The sequence below is a fragment of the Nonomuraea fuscirosea genome, from assembly GCF_035917475.1.
Lineage (GTDB): Bacteria > Actinomycetota > Actinomycetes > Streptosporangiales > Streptosporangiaceae > Nonomuraea > Nonomuraea fuscirosea.
Window position 1 is genome coordinate 9,811,018 of the sequence record NZ_CP109074.1, and the last position, 22,941, is coordinate 9,833,958.

Genomic DNA, 22,941 nt, shown 5'->3' on the forward strand with positions numbered 1-22,941 from the left:
AATGATTGAGGCACATCGCATCGAAGACGAGGACATGGCCGGGTCCCGCGTCGCTCAAGGCTCCAGCTCCGCTTCATCCCGTACGGGCAGATCGGCTGCCACAAGTTGCCCCCGCATGAGCTCGACAGCGCGCGGCGTCGTAATGAGCGCCTTCTTGTAGGCCTCCACCACCGCATGCGCGCAGCTCGGCGGTACCCGAACGCGTTCGAGGTCGGGCTGGGGTGCCCAGCCGACCGCTTCCATCAGCTCCGCCTTCGTGGGATTGCGCTGTCGCATCTCCAGGGCAGTGGCCTTGTCAACGGCACCCGCCGCGACCGCTTGGCGGATGGTCAAAGTCCAGGAAGTCCGGTACCGGGCGGCGAGAACGACCAGATCCTCTCTTCGCAGCGACGCTCCATCGGCTGCCGCAATCGCGCGTATCGGAAGAAGAAGCTCCGCCGCGAAGGCATCGACTATCGCTTCTCTTCCGTCACGGGAAACATGGACTCCCATGTCGGTGGAGTACTCGTCACCGATGATCAGATGTCCGAGTTCATGAGCGGCGGTTGCCCGGCGGCGCCCGGGTTCGCCCCGCTTGCTGACGACGGCGACAGCGAGGTCGTCTTCGATCAGCGATGCTCCCTCGCCTGGCACATCCACAACCGCGACCAGTTGTCCCAAACGCTCGCACACCCTCATGAGCGAGTCGATCGGCTCGTTGTTCACACCGACTTGCGCTCTCACCCACCAGGCCGCGCGGCGGGCGGCCGGCACGTCCTGAATCGGTTCCTCGTAGCGCTGGATGGCAGGTGCGGAGAGTGTCCCTATCTCCATGAGTTGCCTGACGTCGTTCAGCCATGCGGTCAGAGCCACTTCCAACGAGTAGGACTGCCGGGCTGCCTCGGTATCCCCGTCGTCCACCATTTCGGTACGCCGCGACACGACAAGAGGCGGGGGACTGAGGAAATAGGCCAGCGGAACATCCAGCGCCGCCGCGAGTTTCGAGAGTTCCAGCGCGTCTACCCGGCGAATGCCTCGCTCGATCTTCGCGATCATCGTCCGATCGAGATTCAGGACCGCGGCAAGCTGCTCTTGCGACAGATCGGCCGCGATGCGACACTCACGCACCCGCTCGCCGACGTCTGCCCACCCCGTACGGTCGCTCATGTTGCGATAATCGCACACCCCGCCGACTCAGGCGAGGCGCTCCGACCGGCCTCAGGCAAATGTTCCACCATCGCCACCTGGCGCTTCTGCCGGCGCTTTCATCTTGGCAGTGGTACTCGCCAAGCTGCTGATGCCACCGCGTGACACCCGTAGGCGATGCCGTCCCGGGTGAGGCGCCATGCGTGCGTGACCGTTGGCATGACACGACGCCGCCAGCGCAAGATGTCGCACTGTGGATCTACCGGACTTCGAAGACCATCTCACGGCGATGGGACTGCTCAGATGAGCCGAATTCGACAAGGCGGCGATCGGTCGGGCCTCGCAGACGAGAGCCACGGCGAGTCCGGCCATAGGGGACGATCGCCAAGAAAGTGGACGCTGGAGAAAATCGGCGTGTTGGCGTCGCTCATCATGGGGGTGACTGGAAATGCAGGCAACTGTGAAGGTCTGGAATTCGCTGGAGCCGCTCTGGTACCGATTCTTCGCACGCCGCAACAACCGCTGCGGCTCAAGTCGGGATCCCACTCTTCCCGCAGGTCTGCGCCTCGCCGAATGCCAGGCCGACCGGACAGGCCACGCCGACGCCATCGATGCCGCAATACCCGTGAGGCACCTTGTGGAGGGACCGCTGGTGGCAGCGGTCCGCTCCCAGCATTGAGCGACCCCGCACAGGCCGTGTCAGACCTTGACCACCTGCACGGTCTTCCCGCACAGTTTCCTCATGTCGTCCTCGTCAGAGGTGAGAACGATGACCGGCCGCACTGAGCGGAGCGCGGTGGCCGCCACCACGGCGTCGACGGCGTACTTGTGACCGTGCCGGCGAGCATCGCGAAGCAGTTCGATCGCCAGCGCCGATATGTCCTCGGTCACAGGCTCGATCCTCAGCCTGGACAGGTGCCTCCTAAGACGATCACTCTTTGCTCGGACGTCCTGCGCTTCGATCGGCGGTAGCAAAAGTCCTGTGCGAGGAGCGGCCGTCATCTGTGCCTGCGGGGACGCACGCCGGCCAGCGAATCCGGCTGCGCCGGCGGTCACCCGACCGGGCAACTCACCGCCCCAAGCGGTCGAGTGATCACAGGTGCCAGCCGAGCAAGTTCCAGTGCTGGCAGAACCAGAGGAGGGCGAGCAGCCCCGCCAGCACGACCATCTGATGGCCGCGGGCCAGGACGCCCGCGTGCCGCCAAGTCCTCACGGTCGTGGCGACCGCGGCGACGGTGAGTGCGAGGACCAGCAGCGGCAGCACCAGGAGGACCTGGACGTTGGCCGGCACGCCGTACAGGATGCTCGTGTCGCCGGTCAGAACCAGCGTGAACAGCACCACGAACACCAGTCCGACCGCGGCGGCGAGCCCAGTCAGGACACGCCCGGCGCGCCAGACACGCGAAACGGGACGCTTCTTGGCCGGACGGACCACAGCGGCCACCGGCAGGCCGAGCACGGCGGTCAGTGCGGTGACGGCGAACAGCAGGACGATGATGGCATTGACCGGCGGGGTGTCCCACCAGGGGACGCGTTGGTAGGCGGGGCCGTCTGTGGCCACGTACGCGGCATCGCTCCCGCCGGGCACCAGCGCCAGCCGCTGCGTGCCGCCGTCCTGCTGATAGAGCCCAGGCCCCAGCGGGCTCCACGTCGAGCCTCTGAAGGTGAGCTTCCCGCCCGCCACCCGCAGCCGGGTGGAACCGGTCAGGGCGACCACCTTCTCGATGTTGGACTCTGCGGACCTGGTGAGCTTGTAGAAGCCTTCGACAGGCATGACGGAAGCACCGCCGTCGGGCACTGCGCGCTGTCCAGGCAGGAAGCGGTCGAAGAAGGCGGGAATGATCTTGGTCATGGCGTCGGCCCCGCCGAGACTGTTCGTGGAGACGAACAGGCCGAGGTCGGCGTCGGGCACCAGCAGCAACGCGCTCTGGAAACCCTCCCAGCCGCCGTCGTGCATGATCACGCGATGCCCGTTGAGTGTCTGCTCCTTGAACCCGTGAGCGTACCCGTCGATGCGCGGATCGGCCGCGAACGTCCGCCGGTGCATGAGCCGGGCCGTCGGCTCGTCGAGGATGCGCCGGTCGCCGAAGCGTCCGTGCAGCAAGTGAGCGATCATGAAGTGGGCCATGTCGTTCGCGGTGGCACTGATCGACCCGTCAGGGGCGAGGTTGTCGAAGACGAACGGCTTGCGCCGATACGCCCCGTCCTCGTAGTCGTAGCTGCGCGCCAGATCCGCGGCCAAGGGGGCGGGAACGGGCTCGGCGGCCGTGCTGTGCCGCATCGCCAGCGGGCCGAGGATGTGGTCGCGCACGTACTCGTCATACGGCTGCCCGCTCACCCGAGCCACGATGTGTCCGGACAGCGCCGCCCCATAGTTCGAGTACGCCGACACCTCGCCAGGCGGACGCACCCGCGCGGGCATGTTGTCGGCGAGATAGTCCGCCAAGGGCGGCACGTCGTCCTTGCTCCGCGACCCCACGCCGATCGTGCGGTCCTCGAATCCGGCCGTGTGGTCCATCAGGTCCTGCAGCGTGATCGGCCGGGGGTAGGTCGCGGGGATCCGGAACGCGGTGAGGTAGCGGTTCAGGTCCGCCTTCAGGTCCAGCTTGCCCTGCTGAACCTGCTGCATCACTGCGGTCCAGGTGAACAGCTTGGTGATCGAGGCGATCCGGACCATTGAGGTGGCCGGGTCAAAAGGTCTGCGGTTCTCGACGTCGGCCAGCCCGTACCCCTTACTGAAGAGCATCTTCCCGCTGCCCACCACCGAGACGACCGCGCCCGGCACGTGGTCGGCCGCCAGCCCGTCCGCCATCGCGGCGTCGAAGAAGGCGGCCAGAGCACGTTCGTCCGGAATCTCGGTAGCTGCCACGGCGGGACGCGGCACGAGGATCATCAGCGCCGCGCACACCGCGACGAGCATCGAACGGAGGACGTACACGGGCGGCTCCTGACCTTGTCGAGGCCATCCACGATGCGGCCGGCGAGGGCGCGGCCGCATCGCCATCGCGGCCATGGGCGTCTCCGACGAAAGTCGGAGACGCCCGGCGTCCAGCGCCGACGCCGGTATGAGGTGATGCGCCGCCGCCCTGGCTACGCTGGACCGATGCTGTCGTTACGCGCGGTGCCGCGGCGGATGGCCGTGCTCGGGCCACACGCGATCAGCGCGGCCTCCGTGGCGCTCTGCCTGTTCCTCACCGTCCTGGCAGTCAAGACGCCCTGGGCGCCGCTGCCGCGACCCGTCATCGCCGCCGCCGGGCTGGCAGGCACGGGTGCGGTGTGGTTCCAGGGCCGGTGGCCGGTGGCGGTGACCGTCGCCGGGGCGGGCGCGTACGTGCTGTCGGGCAATCCGGGGCCGCTGCTGATCAGCCTGTTCTCCGGCGCGGGCACGCGTTTCCCGGCGCTGGCGGCGATCGGCATGGCGGGGTTCATGGCCCAGCAGTGGGTGGACGGCGGCCGGTTGGGCACGGACGCGCTGATCTCGGCGGCGACCGCGACCGGGGTCACGCTGGCGGCAGGGGCGTACGCCACCACCCGCCGGGAGCTGACCCGATCGCTGCGCGAGCGCGCCGAACGCGCCGAGGCCGAGCAGCGTCTGCGCAACGAACAGGCGAGGTCCGCCGAGCGCGGCCGGATCGCCCGGGAGATGCACGACGTGCTCGCGCACAAGGTCACGCTCATCTCGCTGCATGCCGGCGGCCTTGAGGTGAACGCGAGCGCAGGGCCGGAGCGCATCGAGCGGGAGGCGGCGCTGATCAGGGTCAGCGCGCAGGAGGCCCTCGAAGAGCTGCGCAAGATCCTTGGCGTGCTGCGCGCCGGGCCCAGCGATGACGACGACGGCTTCCCCGACCTGCGGCGGCTGGTGGACTCCTGGCGATCGGCCGGCGGGACCGTCACCCTGCACGGCGATATCGGCACGTGGCCATGGGAAACGGCCAGAGCCGCGCATCGCCTCGTCCAGGAGGGCCTGACCAATGCGCACAAGCACGCCCGCGGGGCCCCGGTCACGGTCACGACGACCGGGAGCAGGGAAGACGGCGTCACGATCGCGGTCACCAACGGACCATCGCTCCAGCCGAGCCTGGAGACCGGCGCCGGGGTCGGTCTGGTGGGCCTGGCGGAACGTTTCCGGCTGATCGGCGGAACGGTGCGCGGCGGGCCGGACGATGCGGGAGGCTGGCGTCTGGAGGGCCGGCTGCCGTGGCACGCCACGGACGCATCCCCGGGGGAATCACATGATCAGGACACTGCTGGTTGACGACGAGCCGCTGATCCGCGCGGGACTGCGGTTCATCATCGAGTCCGCCCCCGACGTAGAGGTCGTGGGCGAGGCCGAGGACGGCAACCAGGCCGTCGACGCGGTCCGCCGCCTGGGGCCCGACGTCGTCCTGATGGACGTCAGGATGCCCCGGTACGACGGCCTCGCCGCCACCGGGGCCATCCGCCGGCTCGCCCGGACACCCGCGGTGATCATCCTGTCCACGTTCGACAGCGACGAGCACGTCTTCACCGCCCTGGAGGCGGGAGCCTGCGGGTTCCTGCTCAAGGACACCTCGCCGCACGACCTGATCCAGGCCATCCGTCTCGCGCACGGCGGCGACTCGATGCTGTCCCCGCGGGTCACTCGGCGGCTGATCCACCGGCTCACCACCGACCAACCCATTCGGCGCCGCCGTGACGCGCTCGCCCGGCTGGAGACCCTGACCGGTCGCGAGCGCGAGGTGCTCATCGAGGTCGGGCTCGGCCGCTCCAATACCGAGATCGCGGCCCGCCTGAACATGAGCGAAGCCACGGTCAAAAGCCACATCTCCCGCCTGTTCGTCAAGCTCGCCGTCACGAACCGGGTACAAGTGGCCATCGCCGCCTACCGCGCCGGCCTGGTCGACTGACCATCCGGGTCCCTCGTCGCGGCGTCCAACAGACCAGACAAGGTCACGCGCGCTGGTATCCGGCGCCGCACACTTAAGCATGTCTACATATTTCCGTATAGTGGACGAAGTTTGTGTTCAAGGTGGTAATGTCCCAAACTGGGTGACATGCCTGACGCTCGGCGTGGTGTTCTGCTCGCGATCGCCGCCTACATCATGTGGGGACTCTTCCCCCTCTACTGGCCCCTCCTCAAGCCGTCCGGAGCCATCGAGATCCTCGCCCACCGCATGGTGTGGTCGCTGGTGATCGTGGTCCTCCTGCTGAGCGTGCGCAGGCACTGGTCGTGGCTGCGCCAGATCGCCGGGCAGCCCGCCAAACTCGCCCTGCTGACGCTGGCCGCCGTCGTGGTGACCGTCAACTGGGGCACCTACATCTACGCGGTCAACGCCGGGCACGTCGTCGAGAGTGCTCTGGGGTACTTCATCAACCCTCTGGTCAGCGTGCTGTTCGGGGTGGTGCTGCTGCGGGAGCGGCTGCGGCCGCTGCAGTGGACGGCGGTCGGGTTCGGGGCGCTGGCGGTGCTGGTGCTGACGCTCGACTACGGGCGGCTGCCGTGGGTCGCGCTCACGCTGGCCGTCAGCTTCGGCCTGTACGGGCTGGTCAAGAAGCAGGCCAACGTGGCGGCCACCGAGAGCTTCGCGATCGAGACGATGGTGCTGTTGCTGCCGGCACTCGGCTACCTGATCTATCTGCAGGCCAGCGGGGGCACCACGTTCGGGCACGCCGGGGCCGGGCACGTGCTGCTCATGGTAGGGGCCGGCGCCATCACGGCGGTGCCGCTGATCTGCTTCGGGGCGGCGGCCATCAGGGTGCCGTTGAGCGCGCTGGGCGTGTTGCAGTACATCGCGCCGATTCTGCAGTTCGCGTGCGGCGTGCTGATCGCCAAGGAGGTCATGCCGTCCAGCCGGTGGATCGGGTTCTCGATCGTGTGGCTGGCCCTGCTGATCTTCACGTACGACGGGTTCCGGGCGGCACGTACGTCCGCCCGGAAGACCCGGAAGCGCGTGGCGCTGGAGACGCCTCAGCCCGAGCGTTCGACCACGTAGTCGCAGAGGGCCAGGAAGGCGTCTCTGGCCGGGATGTCGGGCAGGCCCGAGATGTCGGTGCGGGCCCGGTCCACCCAGGCCGCCAGCTCGGCCCGCGCCCTGGCCATCCCGGGATGGGCGCGGAGCAGGGTGAGGGTCTCCTCGACGTCCTCGTCGGCCACCGGCCCCGACAGCAGGGCCGTCAGCCGCGGCGAGTCGCCGGCCGCCAGCGCGTACAGCACCGGCAGCGTCTTGACGCCCTCGCGCAGGTCGGTGCCCTGCGTCTTGCCCGACTGGGCGCCCGTGGACGAGACGTCCAGCAGGTCGTCACCGAGCTGCCAGGCCACCCCGATGGCCTCGCAGGCGCGGCTGAGCCGCTCCTCGACGTCCGCGGGCGCGCCCGACAGCAGCGCGCCGAAACGGCCCGAGGCGGCGATCAGGGAGCCGGTCTTGTCGGACAGGACGCTCAGGTAGTGGGCGACCGGGTCCTCGTCGTCCCGCGGGCCGATGGTCTCGCGGATCTGGCCCTGCACCAGGCGGGAGAACGTCTGCGCCTGGATGCGGATCAGCTCGGGACCGAGGTCGGCGAGGATGTCGGAGGCCTGGGCGAACAGATAGTCGCCGGTGAGGATGGCCACGGTGTTGTCCCACCGGGCGTTGGCCGACGGCGTGCCCCGGCGCACCGGGGCCTCGTCCATGACGTCGTCGTGGTAGAGCGAGCCCAGATGGGTCAGTTCGATGACCACGGCGCCGGGGACGACCCCCGGCGCCGACGGGTCGCCGAACTGCGCGGCGAGCAGCACCATCAAGGTGCGGAACCGCTTCCCGCCCGCCTCGATGAGGTGCTTGGACGCCTCCGTGACGAAGGCGTCCTCACTCTCCACGGACGAGCGCAGAAGCTTCTCGACCGCGGCCAGCCCGGTGGCCACGTCCTGCGCCAGCCGTTCGTCCTCTATGGGAAGGTCAACCACGGGAGGCGCAGACATACGAGATCCCCTTATCTGATGAACAGGCTGCTGGCAGCGTCGTTGGCGACACCGAGCACGGACTCCGGGTAGAGGCCCACTCCTACGGTAACCAGCAACGAAACGGCGATGACCGCCACGGTCCCCATACTGGGGGCCGCGACGGCGGGGCCGTCCGCCGCCGGCTCGTTGAAGAACATCAGCACGATCACGCGGACGTAGAAGAACGCCGCGATCGCGCTGGCCAGCACGCCGACGACGACCAGGCCGGCCATCCAGCCGCCCATGGAGTCGCCGGGCTGGATTCCGCTGTTGAGCGCCGCGGCGAAGACGGCGTACTTGCCGAAGAAGCCGCTGGTCAGCGGGATGCCGGCGAAGGCCAGCAGGAAGAAGGCGAACACCCCGGAAAGGACGGGCGCGCGCTTGCCGAGCCCGGCCCAGCGCGACAGGTGCCCGGCCTCGCCGCCGGGATCGCGCACGAGCGTCAGCACCGCGAACGCGCCGACCGTGGTGATGCCGTAGACCGCCAGGTAGAACAGGATCGCCTTGAGCGAAACCGCGTTCTGCTCGGCGCTCCCGTACGTGGCCAGCACGCCGACCAGCAGGAAGCCGGCGTGCGCGATGGACGAGTAGGCCAGCATCCGCTTGATCTCGGTCTGGGTGATCGCCAGGATCGAGCCGACGACCATCGTGAGCGCCGCGACGCCCCAGATGACCGGCCGCCAGTTCCAGTCGAGGTTCCCCAGACCAACCCAGAACACCCTCAGCACGGCCCCGAAGGCCGCAACGAGCGTGCCGGAGGCCATGAGGGCGGTGATGGGGGTCGGGGCGCCCTGGTAGACGTCAGGCTTCCAGGCCTGGAACGGCGCCGCGCCGATCTTGAACAGCAGGCCCACGCCGAGCATGGCGAAGCCGATCAGCAGCAGCGGGTCGAGCGTGTTGCCCGCGGCCATGGCCTGGTTGATGCCCGGCAGCGAGACGGTGCCCGCGAAGCCGTAGATCATCGCGGTGCCGTACAGGAAGAAGGCCGAGGAGAACGCGCCCAGCAGGAAGTACTTCATCGACGCCTCCTGCGACAGGAGGCGGCGCCTGCGGGCCAGACCGCACAGCAGGTACAGCGGCAGCGACATGACCTCAAGGGCGACGAACATCATCAGCAGGTCGTGCGCGGCCGGGAAGAGCAGCATGCCGCCGACCGCGAACAGGACCAGCGGGTAGACCTCGGTGTGGCCGGTGCCGTTGTCGTGGGCCTCGGCCTCCTCCTCGTCGGAGCTGCCCGGCACGGACGCGGCGGAGGCCACGAAGTGCCCCTCGTCGTTGATCAGCAGCACGCAGACGAACGACAGGATGAGGATGACGCCCCAGATGAACAGCGAGGGGCCGTCGACCGCCACCGCTCCCATGGCGGACGGCGTCGTGGAGACCTGACCGCGCAGCGTCTGCACCAGGACCAGCGCGAACGCGCCGGCCAGGCTCAGCAGCGTGAGCGGCACGTGGAAGGACTTGCGCAGATAGCGCGGCGCGAACGCCTCGATGAGGACGCCGATGCAGGCCGCGCCGAAGACGACCAGCAACGGCGCCAGAGTGCCGTACTCGATCGTCGGCGCTTGGATGACGTCGTTCACTGACCCGTCCCCTTCTCAGCGATGGTGGAGGTGGGCACCTTCACGTTGGTCAGCGTCTGTTGCACTGACGGGTTGATCACGTCGAGCAGCGGCTTGGGGAAGAAGCCGAAGCCGATGATGAGGGCGACCAGCGGGGCCAGCACCCAGATCTCGCGGGCGTTGAGGTCCTTGAACGCCTTGACCGGCTCGGCCGTCGGCCCGTTCATCGTGCGCTGGATCATCCACAGGATGTAGACGGCCGCCAGGATCACCGCGACCGCGGAGATGATCGCGGCCACGGACAGCGCGCCCGAGCCGTGAGCCTGGCTGGAGTACGAGCCGATCATGACCATGAACTCGCTGACGAAGGACGACAGGCCCGGCAGCGAAAGACCGGCCAGACCGGCGACCAGGAAGAACCCGGCCAGCACCGGAGCGACCTTCTGCACGCCTCCGTAGTCCCCGAGGAACGGCGAGCCGCGCCGCGCGATGAGGAACCCGGCGGCCAGGAACAGCGCGCCGGTGGCGAAGCCGTGGTTGACCATGTAGAGGGCCGCGCCGGACTGGGCGACCGAGGACATGGCGAACACGCCCAGCACGATGAAGCCGAAGTGGGAGATCGACGTGTAGGCGATGAGCCGCTTCATGTCGGTCTGCCCGATGGCGACGATGGCGCCGTAGATGATGCTGATGACCGCCAGCACGACGATCGGCATCGTGAACGCCTTGGCCGCGTCGGGGAAGAGCTCCAGGCAGAAGCGGAGCATCCCGAACGTGCCGACCTTGTCCAGCACGCCGACCAGCAGCACCGCGGCGCCGGCCGGAGCCTGGGCGGCCGCGTCGGGCAGCCAGGTGTGCACCGGCCACAGCGGCGCCTTGATGGCGAAGGCGATGAAGAATCCGGCGAACAGCCACTTCTGCATGGCCGGGTCCTGGATGACCCCGACGAGCTCGGGGAACATGAACGTCTTGCTGCCGGCCACCACGTAGAGCCCGATGACCGCGACCAGCATGAGCAGGCCGCCGAAGAGCGAGTACAGCAGGAACTTGACGGCCGCGTAGGACCGCTGGGCGCCGCCGTACGAGCCGATCATGAAGTACATCGGGATCAGCATGGCTTCGAAGAAGACGTAGAACAGGAAGATGTCGGTCGCCGCGAAGACGCCGATCATCATCGTCTCCAGCACCAGCAGCAGCGAGAAGTACGTCTTCACCGACCGCTTGGGCGTGATCAGCGTGCCGTCGGCGGTCTTGACGCCGTCGGCGTCGTGCCAGGAGGCCAGCACCACGATCGGCACCAGCACGACCGACAGGGCGATCAGCACGAGCGCCACGCCGTCCACGCCGACCCCGAACTTCACACCGAAGCTCGGGATCCAGTCGTACTCGGCCTTGAACTGGAAGCGCTCGCCGCCAGGCGAGAACCCGGCGGCCATGACCCCGGTCAGGACCAGCACCAGCAGCGAGACCAGCAGCGTGACCTGCTTGGCCAGCTTGTCACTGCCCTTGGGAAGCAGGGCCACCACGATGGCGCCCACCACGGGCACCGCCATGAGTATCGGAAGCCAGGGTGACATCAGATGGTCCCAACGAGGAGCAGGGCGCCGGTCAGCAGGGCGGCACCGATCAGGATGGACAGCGCGTACGTTCTGGCGAAGCCCGTCTGGATCCGCCGAAGGCGCCCGGAGCTGCCGCCGATGCCCGCCGCCAGGCCGTTGACCAGCCCGTCGACGCCCCGGTTGTCGAAGAACACCGCGAGGCGGGTCAGCCACTGGCCGGGGCGCATGAAGAGCGACTCGTTGAGCGCGTCACCGTACAGGTCGCGCCGGGCGAACGTGGTGAGGAAGGAGCCGCGCGGCTGCACCGCGGGCACCTCGGCCCGGCCGTACTTCATCCAGGCGATGCCCACGCCGACCGCGACGAGCGCGAGGGTGGCCAGGCCGGGGGTGGTGAACGGGTCGAAGTGCGGGGCGTCGGCCGGGTCTCCGCCCACGGCGGGGCTGAGGAACCGGTACAGCGTCCCGTTCAAAACGAGGTAGGCGCCCAGGCCGAGCGAACCGAGCGAAAGGATCATCAGCGGGATGGTCATCACGAGCGGCGACTCGTGCGGGTGCGCGTCCTCGGCCCAGCGCTTCTGGCCGAAGAAGGTCATGAAGACCATGCGCGACATGTAGAAGCCGGTGATGCCCGCGCCCAGCACGGCCAGCCAGCCCAGGATCGGCTGGTGGTGCACCGCGGTCTCGATGATGCCGTCCTTGGTGAAGTAGCCGGACAGCAGCGGGAACCCGATGATCGCCAGGTAGCCGATGAAGAACGTGACGAACGTGATCGGCATGACCTTGCGCAGGGCGCCGTACTTCCTCATGTCGACCTCGTCGTTCATGCCGTGCATGACCGATCCGGCGCCGAGGAACATGTCTGCCTTGAAGAAGCCGTGCGTGATCAGGTGGCCGATCGCGAAGGCGTAGCCCGCCGGGCCGAGGCCCGCGCCGAGCATCATGTAGCCGATCTGCGACATCGTCGAGCCGGCCAGGCCCTTCTTGATGTCGTCCTTGGCGCAACCGATGATCGCACCGGCGAGCAGCGTGGCCGCGCCGACGATGGTCACGGCGAGCGCCGCCCCCGAGCCCTCGGGGAAGAAGAACGCGCCGGAGCGGACCACGAGGTAGACGCCGGCGGTGACCATGGTCGCCGCGTGGATCAGGGCCGAGACCGGGGTCGGGCCCTCCATCGCGTCGAGCAGCCAGGACTGCAGCGGCAGCTGCGCGGACTTGCCGCACGCCCCGAGGAGCAGCAGCAGGCCGATGGCGAGCATGGCGCCGTTCGTCTGGCCGGCCGTGATCTGCTCGCCCAGGTTCTTGAAGGTCAGCGTGCCGAACGTGGTCCAGATGACGAACATGCCGACCAGCAGGCCGAAGTCGCCGACCCGGTTGACCACGAACGCCTTCTTGGCGGCGGTCGCCGCGGACGGCTTGAACTGCCAGAACCCGATCAGCAGGTACGACGCCAGACCGACGCCCTCCCAGCCGATGAACAGCCCCACGTAGTTGTCGGCCAGCACCAGCAGCAGCATCGCGGCCACGAACAGGTTCAGGTAGGCGAAGAACCTGCGCCGGTGCTCGTCGTGGGCCATGTAGCCGATCGAGTAGATGTGGATCAGCGAGCCCACACCGGTGATCAGCAACGCGAAGCTGATCGACAGCGGGTCGATCAGCAGCCCCATCTTGACCATGCCGGGGATGAAGTCGTACAGCTCGACGGCCTTGCGGCGCTGCTCCTCCCCGAACCCGATCAGCTCGAAGAACGCCAGCACCGCCACGACGAACGAGGCGAGGGACATGGCCACGCCCAGCAGATGGCCCCAGCGGTTGGTGAAGCGGCCGAGCGTGAGCAGGATGAGCGCTCCCAGCAACGGGAAGGCGATCATCAGCCAGGCGCTGCCGATCACTCCGCCGGTGTGCTGGGTGATCTCAGCGATATGAGATTCCACCAGTCACCTCTTAGTACTTCAGCAGGTTGGCGTCGTCAACGGACGCGGACCTGCGGGTTCGGAAGATCGTCACGATGATGGCCAGGCCCACCACGACCTCGGCCGCGGCCACCACCATCACGAAGAACGCGATGATCTGGCCTTCCAGGTTGCCGACCTGCCGGGCGAAGGTCACGAAGGCGAGGTTGCAGGCGTTGAGCATCAGCTCCACGCACATGAACACCACGATCGCGTTCCGCCTGATCAGCACGCCCATGGCGCCGATGGCGAACAACAGGCCGGACAGTACGAGGTAGTGAGTCGTCATTTGGTGACCTCGTTGTTTTCCTCGGCGTCGTCCTCGGCCGTCTGCTTGATGGCCTCGGCGAGCTTGGGATCATCGGGCAGGTGCCCGTGCTCGACGTCGTAGCGCGCGATGTAGCGGTTGACCGAGGACTCGGCGACCGACCCGTCGGGCAGGAGCGCCGGCATGTCGATGGCGTTGTTCCTGGCGTAGGTGCCGGGGCCGGGCAGCGGCGAGGGGTGGTCGCCGAGGAAGCGGGCGCGGGACAGATCCTTCTGCGTCGGCTTCTCGGTGAGCTTCTCGCGGTGCGCCAGCACCATCGCGCCGAGCGCGGCGGTGATCAGCAGCGCCGAAGTGATCTCGAACGCGAACACGTACTTGGTGAACAGCTGCAGCGCGATCGAGCGGATGTAGCCGCCCTGCTGGGTGGCCGCCGTCAGCCCGACCTCCGGAGCGAAGATCGCGTTGCCGACCGCGGCGACGACCAGGGCCAGGAAGCCGAGGCCGGCGATGATCGCCCAGAAGCGCTGGCCCTTGAGCGTCTCGACGAAGGAGTCGGAGGAGTCGACGCCGACGAGCATCAGCACGAACAGGAACAGCATCATGATCGCGCCGGTGTAGACGATGATCTGCACCGCGGCCAGGAAGGGCGCGTCCTGCACCGCGTACAGGACGGCCAGGCAGAGCATCACGGTGCCGAGCATCAGCGCGGAGTACACGGCCTTGCGGTTGAAGACCATGCCGAGCGCGGCGCCGACGGAGACGACGGCGAGCACCCAGAAAGTGATGGTCTCACCCATTGGTCCGCCCCAGCCGGTAGTAGTCCTCTTCGGTCTCACCGAGCCGCATGGCGTGCGGCGGCTGCTCCATGCCCTGGGTCAACGGGGCGAGGAGCATCTCCTTGGTGTAGATGAGGCTCTCTCGGTCGGTGTCGGCGAGCTCGTACTCGTTCGTCATGGTGAGCGCGCGGGTCGGACACGCCTCGATGCACAGTCCGCACAGGATGCAGCGCAGATAGTTGATCTGGTACGTGCGCCCGTAACGCTCGCCCGGCGAGAAGCGCTCCTCGTCGGTGTTGTCCGCGCCCTCCACGAAGATCGCGTCGGCCGGGCACGCCCAGGCGCACAGCTCGCACCCGATGCACTTCTCCAGCCCGTCCGGCCACCGGTTCAGCTGGTGACGCCCGTGGAAGCGCGGAGCCGTCGGCTTCTTCTCCTCCGGGTAGTTCGTCGTGACGGGCTTTTTGAACATCGTGTGGAAGGTGACCCCGAAGCCCTTGACGGGGTTCAGCCAATCAGTTAGTCCCACTGGGAATCTCCTTGTGCTGCACCCCGTGGTAGTGCGGCAGGTCGAGCGGCGGCACAGGGAAGCCGCCGGCCTCCGGCTCGTTGGACAGTTCCTCGAACTCGGCCTCCACCTGAGCCTTCTTCGCTTCCTTGCGCCGCTGGTTGACGGTGTCGAAGCGCATCCAGATGGCCAGCGCGCAGATCACGATCACCACGCCGAGCCCGATGCCGAGCGTCTTGTTCCCCTCGTTGACCACCACGTTGCGCACGGCGGCCACCAGCAGGATCCAGGCCAGGTTGACCGGGATCAGCACCTTCCAGCCCAGCGACATCAGCTGGTCGTAGCGAACCCGCGGCAGCGAGGCGCGCACCCACACGATGAAGCAGAAGGTCAGCACGAACTTGATGAAGAACCACAGCACCGGCCACCAGCCCTGGTTGGCGCCCTCCCACAACGAGATCGGGAAGGGAGCCCGCCAGCCGCCCAGGAACAGCGTCACGGCGATGCCGGTGGCGGTGAAGGTGTGCAGGTATTCGCCCATCATGATCAGGGCGAACTTCAGCGACGAGGAGTATTCCGTCTGGAAGCCGCCGACCAGCTCGCCCTCGCCCTCGGGCAGGTCGAACGGGATGCGCGCGGCCTCGCCGAACATGCAGACCACGTAGACGAGGAACGACGGGATCAGCAGCACCGCGAACCAGGTCTGCTCCTGCGCCTTGACGATCTCCGAGGTGGACAGCGTCCCGGCGAACAGGAAGATGGCCACGAACGACAGGCCCATCGCGATCTCGTACGAGACCACCTGGGCCGCCGAGCGCAGACCGCCCAGCAGCGCGTACGGCGAGCGCGACGACCAGCCGGCCAGCACCACGCCGTAGACCGAGACAGCGCCCATGGCCAGCATGAACAGCACCGCCACCGGCAGGTCGACCAGCTGCAGCGGCGTCTCCACGCCGAACAGGTTCACCATCGGGCCGAACGGCACGATGGAGAAGGCCAGGAACGCCGGCACCACCATGATGATCGGCGCGAGCAGGTAGAGCACCTTGTCCACGGTCCGCGGGAAGAGGTCCTCCTTCAGGCCCATCTTCAGACCGTCGGCCACGGACTGCAGCAGGCCGAACTTGCCGGCCCGGTTGGGGCCGTAGCGGTTCTGCATCCGCGAGATGAGCTTGCGCTCGAACCAGACGCCGAACAGCACGCTCAGCATCAGGAAGACGAACAGCATCACGGCCTTGATGATGGTGATCCACACCGGATCGTGGCCGAAGTTCTCCAGGGTGGGACTCATGAGGCGCTCCCGATGGTGACGATGTCGCCGGCCACCGCGCGCAGGTCACGGGTGACCGAGCAGCCGCCGGAGTTCGCAGGCACCCAGACGACGCGGTCCGGCAGGTCGGCGACGCGCACCGGCAGCGTCACGGTGTCGCCGACGACGAGCTTGTCGCCGTCCGCCACGCCGAGCTCGGCCGCCGTGCTCACCGAGACCAGCGCCTCGGCGGTGCGGGCGGTGCCCGCGAGGTACGGCTCACCGTCCTGCAGCCGGCCGTCGTCGAGCAGCAGGTGCCAGGTCGCCAGCACGGCCTGGCCCTGCTCGGGCAGCTCCTGGGTGCGGGTCAGGGCGCTCGGCGCGTTGACCCGGCTGCCCCGCCAGTGGCCCAGCGCGGACAGCTCGCGCCGGACCGCCTTGGCGTCCGGCAGGCCCAGGTGGACGTCCATCCGGTCGGCCAGGTTGGAGATCACGGCGAGGTCGGACTGCAGTCCGGGCACCTTCAGCGGCGCCTCGAACGAGCGGCCCCGGCCCTCCCAGTTGACGAACGTGCCGCCCTTCTCCTGCACGGAGGCGACGGGCAGGACCACGTCGGCGCGGTCGGTGACGGCGCTGGCGCGGATCTCCAGGCTGACGATGAACGGCGTGCGCTCCAGCGCGTCGAGCGCCGCGGCGGGGTCGACCAGGTCGTAGGGGTCGACGCCGGCCACGACCAGCGCGTCCAGCTCTCCGTCCGCGGCGGCGGCGAGGATGCCGGCGGTGTCGCGACCGGGCGTGGCGGGCAGCGAGGCCACGTTCCACGCCCTGGCGACCTCGGCCCTGGCGCTCTCGTCGTCCACGGGGCGGCCGATCGGCAGCAGGTTGGGCAGCGCGCCGGCCTCGACGGCGCCGCGCTCACCGGCCCGGCGCGGGATCCAGGCGATTCTGGTGCCCTCGGAGGCGGCGGCCAGGCGGACGAGCGCCGACAGCGCGCCGGGCACCGTGGCCAGCCGCTCGCCGGCCAGCACGATCGTGCCCTCGGCCAGCGTGCCGACCAGGTCGCCGATCGCGTCGGCCTCGGCGCCCGGCGCGGTGCGGACGAGCGAGCCGCCCATCTTCACCAGGCCGGGGGTGGCGAACGGCGCGATCGAGGTGACCTTGAGGCCCTTCTTCTGCCACGCCTTACGCAGGCGCAGGAAGACGATCGGCGACTCCTCCTCGGGCTCGAACCCGACGAGCAGCACGTGCGGGGCGTTCTCCAGGTCGGTGTAGCTGATCTCGATGCCCTTGCCGGCCACCGCGTGCGCCAGGAACTGCGCCTCCTCGGCGGAGTGGGGCCTGGCCCTGAAGTCGACGTCGTTGGTGCCGAGGGCGAGCCGGGCGAACTTGGCGTAGGCGTAGGAGTCCTCGACCGTGACCCGGCCGCCGACCAGCACGCCGGCCTTGCCGCGAGCCCTGGCCAGGCCCTCGGCGGCCACCATCAGCGCCTCCGGCCACGAGGCCGGCACGAGCACGCCGTCCTCGTTGCGCACCAGCGGCGTCTTGAGCCGGTCGGGCTGCGTGGCATAGGTGAACGCCCAGCGGCCCTTGTCGCAGTTCCACTCCTCGTTCACCTGCGGGTCGTTGCCCGCCAGGCGGCGGGTGACCCGGCCGCGCCGGTGGTCGGTGCGCTGGGCGCAGCCGGAGGCGCAGTGCTCGCACGCGCTCGGCGTGGACACCAGGTCGAACGGGCGGGCCCGGAACCGGTAGGCGGCGCCCGTGAGCGCGCCCACCGGGCAGATCTGCACCGTGTTGCCGGAGAAGTAGGAGTTGAACGGCTTGCCCTCGGCCGTCCGCACCTGCTCCTTGGCCCCGCGCTCGAAGAACTCGATGAGCGGGTCGCCGGCGATCTGGTCGGAGAAGCGGATGCAGCGCGCGCACTGGACGCAGCGCTCGCGGTCGAGCAGCACCTGCGTGGACAGCGGCAGCGGCTTGGGGAAGGTCCGCTTCTGCTCCTGGAAGCGCGACTCGCCCTGGCCGTTCGACATGGCCTGGTTCTGCAGCGGGCACTCGCCGCCCTTGTCGCAGACCGGGCAGTCGAGCGGGTGGTTCATCAGCAGCAGCTCCATCGCCCCGCGCTGCGCCTTCTCGGCGACCGGCGAGGTGAGCTGCGTCTGCACGACCATGCCCTCGGCGACCTCGATCGCGCACGACGGCTGCGGCTTGGGGAAGCCGCGGCCGTTGCCCGCGTCGGGGATGTCGACCAGGCACTGACGGCAGTTGGCCGCCGGGTCGAGCAGCGGGTGGTCGCAGAACCTGGGAATCTGGATGCCCAGCAGCTCGGCGGCCCTGATGATCAGAGTGCCCTTGGGGACACTGACCTGGAACCCGTCGATGGACAGGGTCACCAGGTTCGTTTCGGTCTCTACGACGGTCACTGCTCACCCCAGAGAGTGGACTTCTTCGGGTCGAACGGGCAGCCGCCGATCTCGAAGTGCTTGAGGTACTCCTCGCGGAAGTACTTCACCGAGGAGTGGATCGGGCTCGTGGCGCCGTCGCCCAGCGCGCAGAACGAGCGGCCGAGGATGTTGTCCGCGATGTCGGTGATCGTGGTCAGGTCCTCCTCGGTGCCCTGGCCCTTCTCCAGGCGCTTGAGCACCTGCTTGAGCCAGTACGTGCCCTCGCGGCAGGGCGTGCACTTGCCGCAGGACTCGTGGGCGTAGAACTCGGTCCAGCGCAGCACCGTACGGACCACGCAGGTGGTCTCGTCGAAGATCTGCAGCGCCCGGGTGCCGAGCATCGAGCCCTTGGCCCCGACCGCCTCGAAGTCGAGCGGCACGTCGAGGTGCTCGTCGGTGAAGATCGGGGTGGAGGAGCCCCCCGGGGTCCAGAACTTGATCTGGTGCCCCTCGCGGATGCCGCCGGCCATGTCGAGCAGTTCGCGCAGCGTGATGCCGAGCGGGGCCTCGTACTGGCCGGGCCTGGTGACGTGGCCGCTGAGGGAGAAGATGCCGAAGCCCTTGGACTTCTCGGTGCCCATCCCCGCGAACCAGTCGGCACCGTTCGCGATGATCGAGGGAACACTCGCGATCGACTCCACGTTGTTCACCACAGTAGGCGAGGCGTAGAGGCCCGCCACGGCCGGGAACGGGGGCTTGAGTCGCGGTTGACCTCTGAAGCCTTCGAGCGAGTCCAGCAGCGCCGTCTCCTCGCCGCAGATGTAGGCGCCCGCGCCGCTGTGCACGACGAGCTCCAGGTCGTAGCCGGAGCCGAAGATGTCGCTGCCGAGGAAGCCCTTCTCGTACGCCTCCCGCACGGCCGCGTGCAGCCGCCGGATCACGTGCAGCACCTCGCCGCGCACGTAGATGAAGGCGTGGTTGGCCCGGATCGCGTAGGCCGTGATGATGATGCCCTCGACCAGCGAGTGCGGGTTGGCCATCATCAGCGGGATGTCCTTGCAGGTGCCCGGCTCCGACTCGTCGGCGTTGACGACGAGATAGTGCGGCTTGCCGTCGCCCTGCGGGATGAAGCCCCACTTCATGCCGGTGGGGAAGCCGGCGCCGCCGCGGCCGCGCAGGCCCGAGTCCTTGACGGCCTGGATGACGGCGTCGGGGTCCATGCCCAGCGCCTTCTTCGCCGCCTCGTACGCGCCGTAGACGTCGAGCGTGAACGAGTTGGGCTGGTCCCAGTTGGCCGTCAGGACCGGTGTCAGAGTCGTCGTCATGCTTCCGGGGCCTTCCATCCCTTGGCCTTGGCCACCTTCAGGCCCTCGAGCGAGGGGCCCGCGGCCGACGGGCCGTCGCCCGCGAGGTCGTCGGGCAGTCCGGCGAGCACGCGGGAGGCGTCCTTGAAGGTGCACAGCTTCTTCGGGCCGCGCGTGGGCCGCACGTCCTTGCCGTCACGCAGGTCGTCGACGAGCTGCTTGGCCGACTCTGGCGTCTGGTTGTCGAAGAACTCCCAGTTGACCATCATGACCGGGGCGAAGTCGCAGGCCGCGTTGCACTCCAGGCGCTCCAGCGAGATCTTCCCGTCGGCGGTGGCCTCCTCGTGGCCGACGCCGACGTGCTCGGTGAGCTCGTCCCAGATCTGGTCGCCGCCCATGACCGCGCACAGCGCGTTGATGCACACGCCGACGTGATAGTCGCCGGCGGGCCTGCGCTTGTACATGGTGTAGAAGGTCGCCACGCCGGTGACCTCGGCCTTGCTGATGCCGAGCATCTCCGCGCAGAACTCCTGGCCGTCGTCGGAGACGTAACCGTCCTCCGACTGCACGAGGTGGAGCAGCGGCAGCAGGGCGGAGCGGGTCTTGGGATAGCGTCCGATGATCTCCTTGGCGTCCCGCTCCAGACGCTCACGGATCTCCGGTGAATAAGTCATGAGCGTGCCTCCGGCCCACTCATGACTTGGGCGCTGTGTCTGATTGTGCGCTCGACAAGCTCGCTCACCTGTCCACACCTCCCATGACGGGGTCGATAGAAGCCACCGCGGCGATCACGTCGGCGACCTGGCCGCCCTCCGCCATCGCGGGGAAGCCCTGCAGGTTGCAGAAGGACGGCTCGCGGAAGTGCACGCGGTAGGGCCGGGTGCCCCCGTCGCTGACCACGTGGGCGCCGAGCTCGCCCTTGGGCGACTCGATGCTGGCGTACGCCTGCCCGGCCGGCACCCGGAAGCCCTCGGTCACCAGCTTGAAGTGGTGGATGAGGGCCTCCATCGAGGTGCCCATGATGTGGGCGATGTGGTCGGGCGAGTTGCCGAACCCGTCGGGGCCGAGCGCGAGCTGCGCGGGCCAGCCGATCTTCTTGTCCTCGATCATCACCGGGTCGCCCTTGAGCGGGCCGGCGATGCGGTCGAGCGCCTGCTCGACGATCTTGAGGGACTCCTCCATCTCCTTCATGCGGACGAGGTAGCGCGAGTAGACGTCGCAGCCGCGCTCGGTGGCGACGTCGAACTCGTAGGTCTCGTAACCGCAGTAGGGCTGCGACTTGCGCAGGTCCCACGGGAGGCCGGCGGCGCGCAGGATCGGCCCGGTGATGCCGAGGGCCATGCAGCCGGTCAGGTCGAGGTAGGCCACGTCCTGGGTGCGGCGCACGTAGACGGGGTTCTCGTCGAGGAGCTTGCGGATGTCCTTGATCCGCTTGGGCATCTCCTTGAGGAACTCGCCGACCTTGTCGACCGCGCCCGCGGGCAGGTCGACGCTCACGCCGCCCGGCCTGATGTAGGCGTGGTTCATCCGCAGGCCGGTGATGTACTCGAACAGGTCCATGATCAGCTCACGATCGCGGTACCCGAACAGGAACGGCGTGGTCGCGCCCAGCTCCATGCCGAACGTGCCCATCGCCACCAGGTGCGAGGCGATCCGGTTGAGCTCCATCATCATCACGCGGATGGCCTGGGCCCGGTCGGGGACGCGGTCCTCGATGCCGAGCAGCTTCTCCACGCCGAGACAGTAGGCCGTCTCGTTGAAGATCGGCGACAGGTAGTCCATCCTGGTCACGAACGTGGTCCCCTGGGTCCACGTCCGGTATTCCATGTTCTTCTCGATGCCGGTGTGCAGGTAGCCGATGACGCCGCGCGCCTCGGTGACCGTCTCGCCGTCGAGCGTCAGGACCAGGCGGAGCACGCCGTGCGTGGACGGGTGCTGCGGGCCCATGTTGACGACCAGGCGCTCCTCGTCGGAGTCGCGGACGCCGGTGACGACCTCGTCCCAGTCGGCGCCGGAGACGTTGTAGACCTTGCCTTCCGTCGCCTCGTCATAAGCGGTGCTCATGAATAGCTCCTCCTCTGGTCGGGCGAGGGAACGGTGGCGCCGCGGTATTCGACCGGGATGCCGCCGAGCGGGTAGTCCTTGCGCTGCGGGTGCCCGTCCCAGTCGTCCGGCATCATGATCCGGGTGAGCCCGGGATGACCGTCGAAGACGATCCCGAAGAAGTCGTACGCCTCGCGTTCGTGCCAGTCGTGACCAGGGTAAACGCTCACTGTGGATGGGATGTGCGGGTCGGCGTCGGGTGCGCTCGCCTCGACGCGTACGCGCCGGTTGTGCGTGATCGAGCACAGGTGGATCACCGCGTGCAGCTCCTCGCCCGCCAGATGCGGGTAGTGCACGCCCGAGACGCCCAGCGACAGCTCGAAGCGCAGCGCCGGGTCGTCGCGCAGCTTCTGGCAGACCTCGACCAGGCGCTCACGCTTGACGTGCAGGGTCAGCTCGCCGCGGTCGACGACCACGCGCTCGATCGCGTCGTCGAGCCCGAGGGTGTCGACGAGCTCGTCGAAGTAGCTCCCGTACGGGCGGGGCGTCGACAGCTGCGGCGCCCGGCGCACGACGAGGCCGCCGTAGCCGGAGGTGTCGCCGGAGTCCTGGGCACCGAACATGCCCCGCCTGGCGACGGGCGGCTCCTGCGCCGCCGGCACCTCGGGGACCTGTGCGTCCGGGACCTCCGGCAGGTTGTCTGGCGAGGTCACTTCGCGCTCCCCTGGTCGATCAGCGGCAGCGTGCGCAGCGCCTGCAGCTCGAGCTCCTCGATCTGCTCGGCTCGGTGCGCGCCGAACTTCATGTTCTGGATCTTGTCGTGCAGCTTCACGATCGCGTCGATGAGCATCTCCGGCCGCGGCGGGCAGCCCGGCAGGTAGATGTCCACGGGCACGACGTGGTCGACGCCCTGCACGATCGCGTAGTTGTTGAACATGCCGCCGCTGGAGGCGCACACGCCCATGGAGATGACCCACTTCGGCTCGGCCATCTGGTCGTAGATCTGCCGCAGGACGGGAGCCATCTTCTGCGACACGCGCCCGGCGACGATCATGAGGTCGGCCTGGCGGGGAGACGCCGAAGCGCGCTCCATACCGAAGCGCGCCAGGTCGTAGTGGGGGCCGCCGGTGGCCATCAGCTCGATGGCGCAACATGCGAGACCGAACGTGGCCGGCCATACGGAGTTCTTGCGCGCCCAGCCCGCGGCCGCTTCGACCGTGCTGAGGATGAACCCGCTGGGGAGTTTCTCTTCAAGTCCCATT

The 22,941-nt window shown here is 68.5% G+C and carries 20 protein-coding genes; 3 read left to right on the top strand and 17 right to left on the bottom strand.

Annotation, left to right across the window (positions count from 1 at the left end):
• Positions 1–54: 54 nt before the first annotated feature.
• The 3 genes from OIE67_RS44970 to OIE67_RS44980 all read right to left on the bottom strand — a co-directional run bounded on the left by OIE67_RS44970 (position 55) and on the right by OIE67_RS44980 (position 4,063).
• Complete coding sequence (locus OIE67_RS44970; protein ID WP_326632056.1) at positions 55–1,146, bottom strand: helix-turn-helix domain-containing protein; 1,092 nt, start codon at positions 1,144–1,146, stop codon at positions 55–57.
• A 678-nt stretch (positions 1,147–1,824) separates the two neighbouring features.
• Positions 1,825–2,127: a PIN domain-containing protein gene (locus tag OIE67_RS44975; protein ID WP_326632059.1), complete on the bottom strand. Its 303-nt coding sequence runs from the start codon at positions 2,125–2,127 to the stop codon at positions 1,825–1,827.
• A gap of 91 nt (positions 2,128–2,218) precedes the next feature.
• Entirely contained in the window at positions 2,219–4,063 is a 1,845-nt protein-coding gene (locus tag OIE67_RS44980; RefSeq protein ID WP_326632061.1) for a serine hydrolase domain-containing protein, read from the bottom strand.
• Between the two features lie 165 nt (positions 4,064–4,228).
• Between OIE67_RS44980 and OIE67_RS44985 the strand changes: the two genes are divergently transcribed.
• The 3 genes from OIE67_RS44985 to rarD all read left to right on the top strand — a co-directional run bounded on the left by OIE67_RS44985 (position 4,229) and on the right by rarD (position 7,097).
• Positions 4,229–5,380 carry a sensor histidine kinase gene (locus OIE67_RS44985; protein WP_326632062.1) on the top strand — a complete coding sequence of 384 codons (1,152 nt, stop codon included), beginning with the start codon at positions 4,229–4,231 and terminating at the stop codon, positions 5,378–5,380.
• Positions 5,358–6,011, top strand: coding sequence for a response regulator transcription factor (locus OIE67_RS44990; RefSeq protein ID WP_326632065.1), 654 nt, complete (start codon positions 5,358–5,360; stop codon positions 6,009–6,011). The genes OIE67_RS44985 and OIE67_RS44990 overlap by 23 nt, the downstream gene beginning before the upstream one ends.
• A gap of 147 nt (positions 6,012–6,158) precedes the next feature.
• On the top strand, positions 6,159–7,097 hold the full coding sequence (gene rarD, locus OIE67_RS44995) for an EamA family transporter RarD (RefSeq protein ID WP_326632067.1): 939 nt from the start codon (positions 6,159–6,161) through the stop codon (positions 7,095–7,097).
• Here the strand turns inward: rarD and OIE67_RS45000 are convergent.
• From OIE67_RS45000 to OIE67_RS45065, 14 genes are all read right to left on the bottom strand, one after another.
• Entirely contained in the window at positions 7,073–8,062 is a 990-nt protein-coding gene (locus tag OIE67_RS45000; protein ID WP_326632069.1) for a polyprenyl synthetase family protein, read from the bottom strand. The genes rarD and OIE67_RS45000 overlap by 25 nt on opposite strands.
• An 11-nt stretch (positions 8,063–8,073) precedes the next feature.
• Positions 8,074–9,666, bottom strand: a complete 1,593-nt coding sequence (nuoN, locus tag OIE67_RS45005) for an NADH-quinone oxidoreductase subunit NuoN (protein WP_326632071.1) — start codon at positions 9,664–9,666, stop codon at positions 8,074–8,076.
• Positions 9,663–11,222: an NADH-quinone oxidoreductase subunit M gene (locus OIE67_RS45010; RefSeq protein ID WP_326632072.1), complete on the bottom strand. Its 1,560-nt coding sequence runs from the start codon at positions 11,220–11,222 to the stop codon at positions 9,663–9,665. The genes nuoN and OIE67_RS45010 overlap by 4 nt, the downstream gene beginning before the upstream one ends.
• A complete protein-coding gene (gene nuoL, locus OIE67_RS45015; protein WP_326645686.1) occupies positions 11,222–13,072 on the bottom strand; it encodes an NADH-quinone oxidoreductase subunit L in 1,851 nt (616 codons plus the stop codon). Before nuoL ends, OIE67_RS45010 begins: the two co-directional genes overlap by 1 nt.
• 73 nt (positions 13,073–13,145) lie before the next feature.
• On the bottom strand, positions 13,146–13,442 hold the full coding sequence (gene nuoK / locus OIE67_RS45020; protein ID WP_106246199.1) for an NADH-quinone oxidoreductase subunit NuoK: 297 nt from the start codon (positions 13,440–13,442) through the stop codon (positions 13,146–13,148).
• Positions 13,439–14,218 carry an NADH-quinone oxidoreductase subunit J gene (locus OIE67_RS45025; protein WP_326632075.1) on the bottom strand — a complete coding sequence of 260 codons (780 nt, stop codon included), beginning with the start codon at positions 14,216–14,218 and terminating at the stop codon, positions 13,439–13,441. Before OIE67_RS45025 ends, nuoK begins: the two co-directional genes overlap by 4 nt.
• On the bottom strand, positions 14,211–14,726 hold the full coding sequence (nuoI, locus tag OIE67_RS45030) for an NADH-quinone oxidoreductase subunit NuoI (RefSeq protein ID WP_106246440.1): 516 nt from the start codon (positions 14,724–14,726) through the stop codon (positions 14,211–14,213). The genes OIE67_RS45025 and nuoI overlap by 8 nt, the downstream gene beginning before the upstream one ends.
• Complete coding sequence (gene nuoH, locus OIE67_RS45035) at positions 14,713–15,996, bottom strand: NADH-quinone oxidoreductase subunit NuoH (protein ID WP_106246196.1); 1,284 nt, start codon at positions 15,994–15,996, stop codon at positions 14,713–14,715. The genes nuoI and nuoH overlap by 14 nt, the downstream gene beginning before the upstream one ends.
• Entirely contained in the window at positions 15,993–18,371 is a 2,379-nt protein-coding gene (locus OIE67_RS45040) for an NADH-quinone oxidoreductase subunit G (protein ID WP_326632079.1), read from the bottom strand. The genes nuoH and OIE67_RS45040 overlap by 4 nt, the downstream gene beginning before the upstream one ends.
• Positions 18,368–19,657 (bottom strand): NADH-quinone oxidoreductase subunit NuoF, encoded by a 1,290-nt coding sequence (gene nuoF, locus OIE67_RS45045; RefSeq protein ID WP_106246193.1) that lies wholly within the window; start codon positions 19,655–19,657, stop codon positions 18,368–18,370. Before nuoF ends, OIE67_RS45040 begins: the two co-directional genes overlap by 4 nt.
• Entirely contained in the window at positions 19,654–20,388 is a 735-nt protein-coding gene (gene nuoE / locus OIE67_RS45050) for an NADH-quinone oxidoreductase subunit NuoE (protein WP_326632082.1), read from the bottom strand. Before nuoE ends, nuoF begins: the two co-directional genes overlap by 4 nt.
• Positions 20,375–21,700, bottom strand: a complete 1,326-nt coding sequence (locus OIE67_RS45055; RefSeq protein WP_106246189.1) for an NADH-quinone oxidoreductase subunit D — start codon at positions 21,698–21,700, stop codon at positions 20,375–20,377. Before OIE67_RS45055 ends, nuoE begins: the two co-directional genes overlap by 14 nt.
• Positions 21,697–22,392, bottom strand: a complete 696-nt coding sequence (locus OIE67_RS45060) for an NADH-quinone oxidoreductase subunit C (RefSeq protein ID WP_407674777.1) — start codon at positions 22,390–22,392, stop codon at positions 21,697–21,699. The genes OIE67_RS45055 and OIE67_RS45060 overlap by 4 nt, the downstream gene beginning before the upstream one ends.
• The gene (locus tag OIE67_RS45065) at positions 22,389–22,940 is read right to left on the bottom strand and encodes a NuoB/complex I 20 kDa subunit family protein (protein WP_106246186.1); all 552 of its coding nucleotides are present in this window, start codon (positions 22,938–22,940) and stop codon (positions 22,389–22,391) included. Before OIE67_RS45065 ends, OIE67_RS45060 begins: the two co-directional genes overlap by 4 nt.
• Position 22,941: the final 1 nt, after the last annotated feature.

What these genes read in the sequence shown, in the direction of transcription:
- OIE67_RS45065 (WP_106246186.1), bottom strand. Translation starts at nt 22,940, where the DNA reads ATGGGACTTGAAGAGAAACTCCCCAGCGGGTTCATCCTCAGCACGGTC.
- nuoF (WP_106246193.1), bottom strand. Translation starts at nt 19,657, where the DNA reads ATGACGACGACTCTGACACCGGTCCTGACGGCCAACTGGGACCAGCCC.
- OIE67_RS45025 (WP_326632075.1), bottom strand. Translation starts at nt 14,218, where the DNA reads ATGGGTGAGACCATCACTTTCTGGGTGCTCGCCGTCGTCTCCGTCGGC.
- nuoK (WP_106246199.1), bottom strand. Translation starts at nt 13,442, where the DNA reads ATGACGACTCACTACCTCGTACTGTCCGGCCTGTTGTTCGCCATCGGC.
- OIE67_RS45000 (WP_326632069.1), bottom strand. Translation starts at nt 8,062, where the DNA reads ATGTCTGCGCCTCCCGTGGTTGACCTTCCCATAGAGGACGAACGGCTG.
- OIE67_RS44985 (WP_326632062.1), top strand. Translation starts at nt 4,229, where the DNA reads ATGCTGTCGTTACGCGCGGTGCCGCGGCGGATGGCCGTGCTCGGGCCA.
- nuoL (WP_326645686.1), bottom strand. Translation starts at nt 13,072, where the DNA reads ATGATCGCCTTCCCGTTGCTGGGAGCGCTCATCCTGCTCACGCTCGGC.
- rarD (WP_326632067.1), top strand. Translation starts at nt 6,159, where the DNA reads ATGCCTGACGCTCGGCGTGGTGTTCTGCTCGCGATCGCCGCCTACATC.
- OIE67_RS45055 (WP_106246189.1), bottom strand. Translation starts at nt 21,700, where the DNA reads ATGAGCACCGCTTATGACGAGGCGACGGAAGGCAAGGTCTACAACGTC.
- OIE67_RS44990 (WP_326632065.1), top strand. Translation starts at nt 5,358, where the DNA reads ATGATCAGGACACTGCTGGTTGACGACGAGCCGCTGATCCGCGCGGGA.
- OIE67_RS44970 (WP_326632056.1), bottom strand. Translation starts at nt 1,146, where the DNA reads ATGAGCGACCGTACGGGGTGGGCAGACGTCGGCGAGCGGGTGCGTGAG.
- OIE67_RS45010 (WP_326632072.1), bottom strand. Translation starts at nt 11,222, where the DNA reads ATGTCACCCTGGCTTCCGATACTCATGGCGGTGCCCGTGGTGGGCGCC.
- nuoH (WP_106246196.1), bottom strand. Translation starts at nt 15,996, where the DNA reads ATGAGTCCCACCCTGGAGAACTTCGGCCACGATCCGGTGTGGATCACC.
- OIE67_RS44975 (WP_326632059.1), bottom strand. Translation starts at nt 2,127, where the DNA reads ATGACGGCCGCTCCTCGCACAGGACTTTTGCTACCGCCGATCGAAGCG.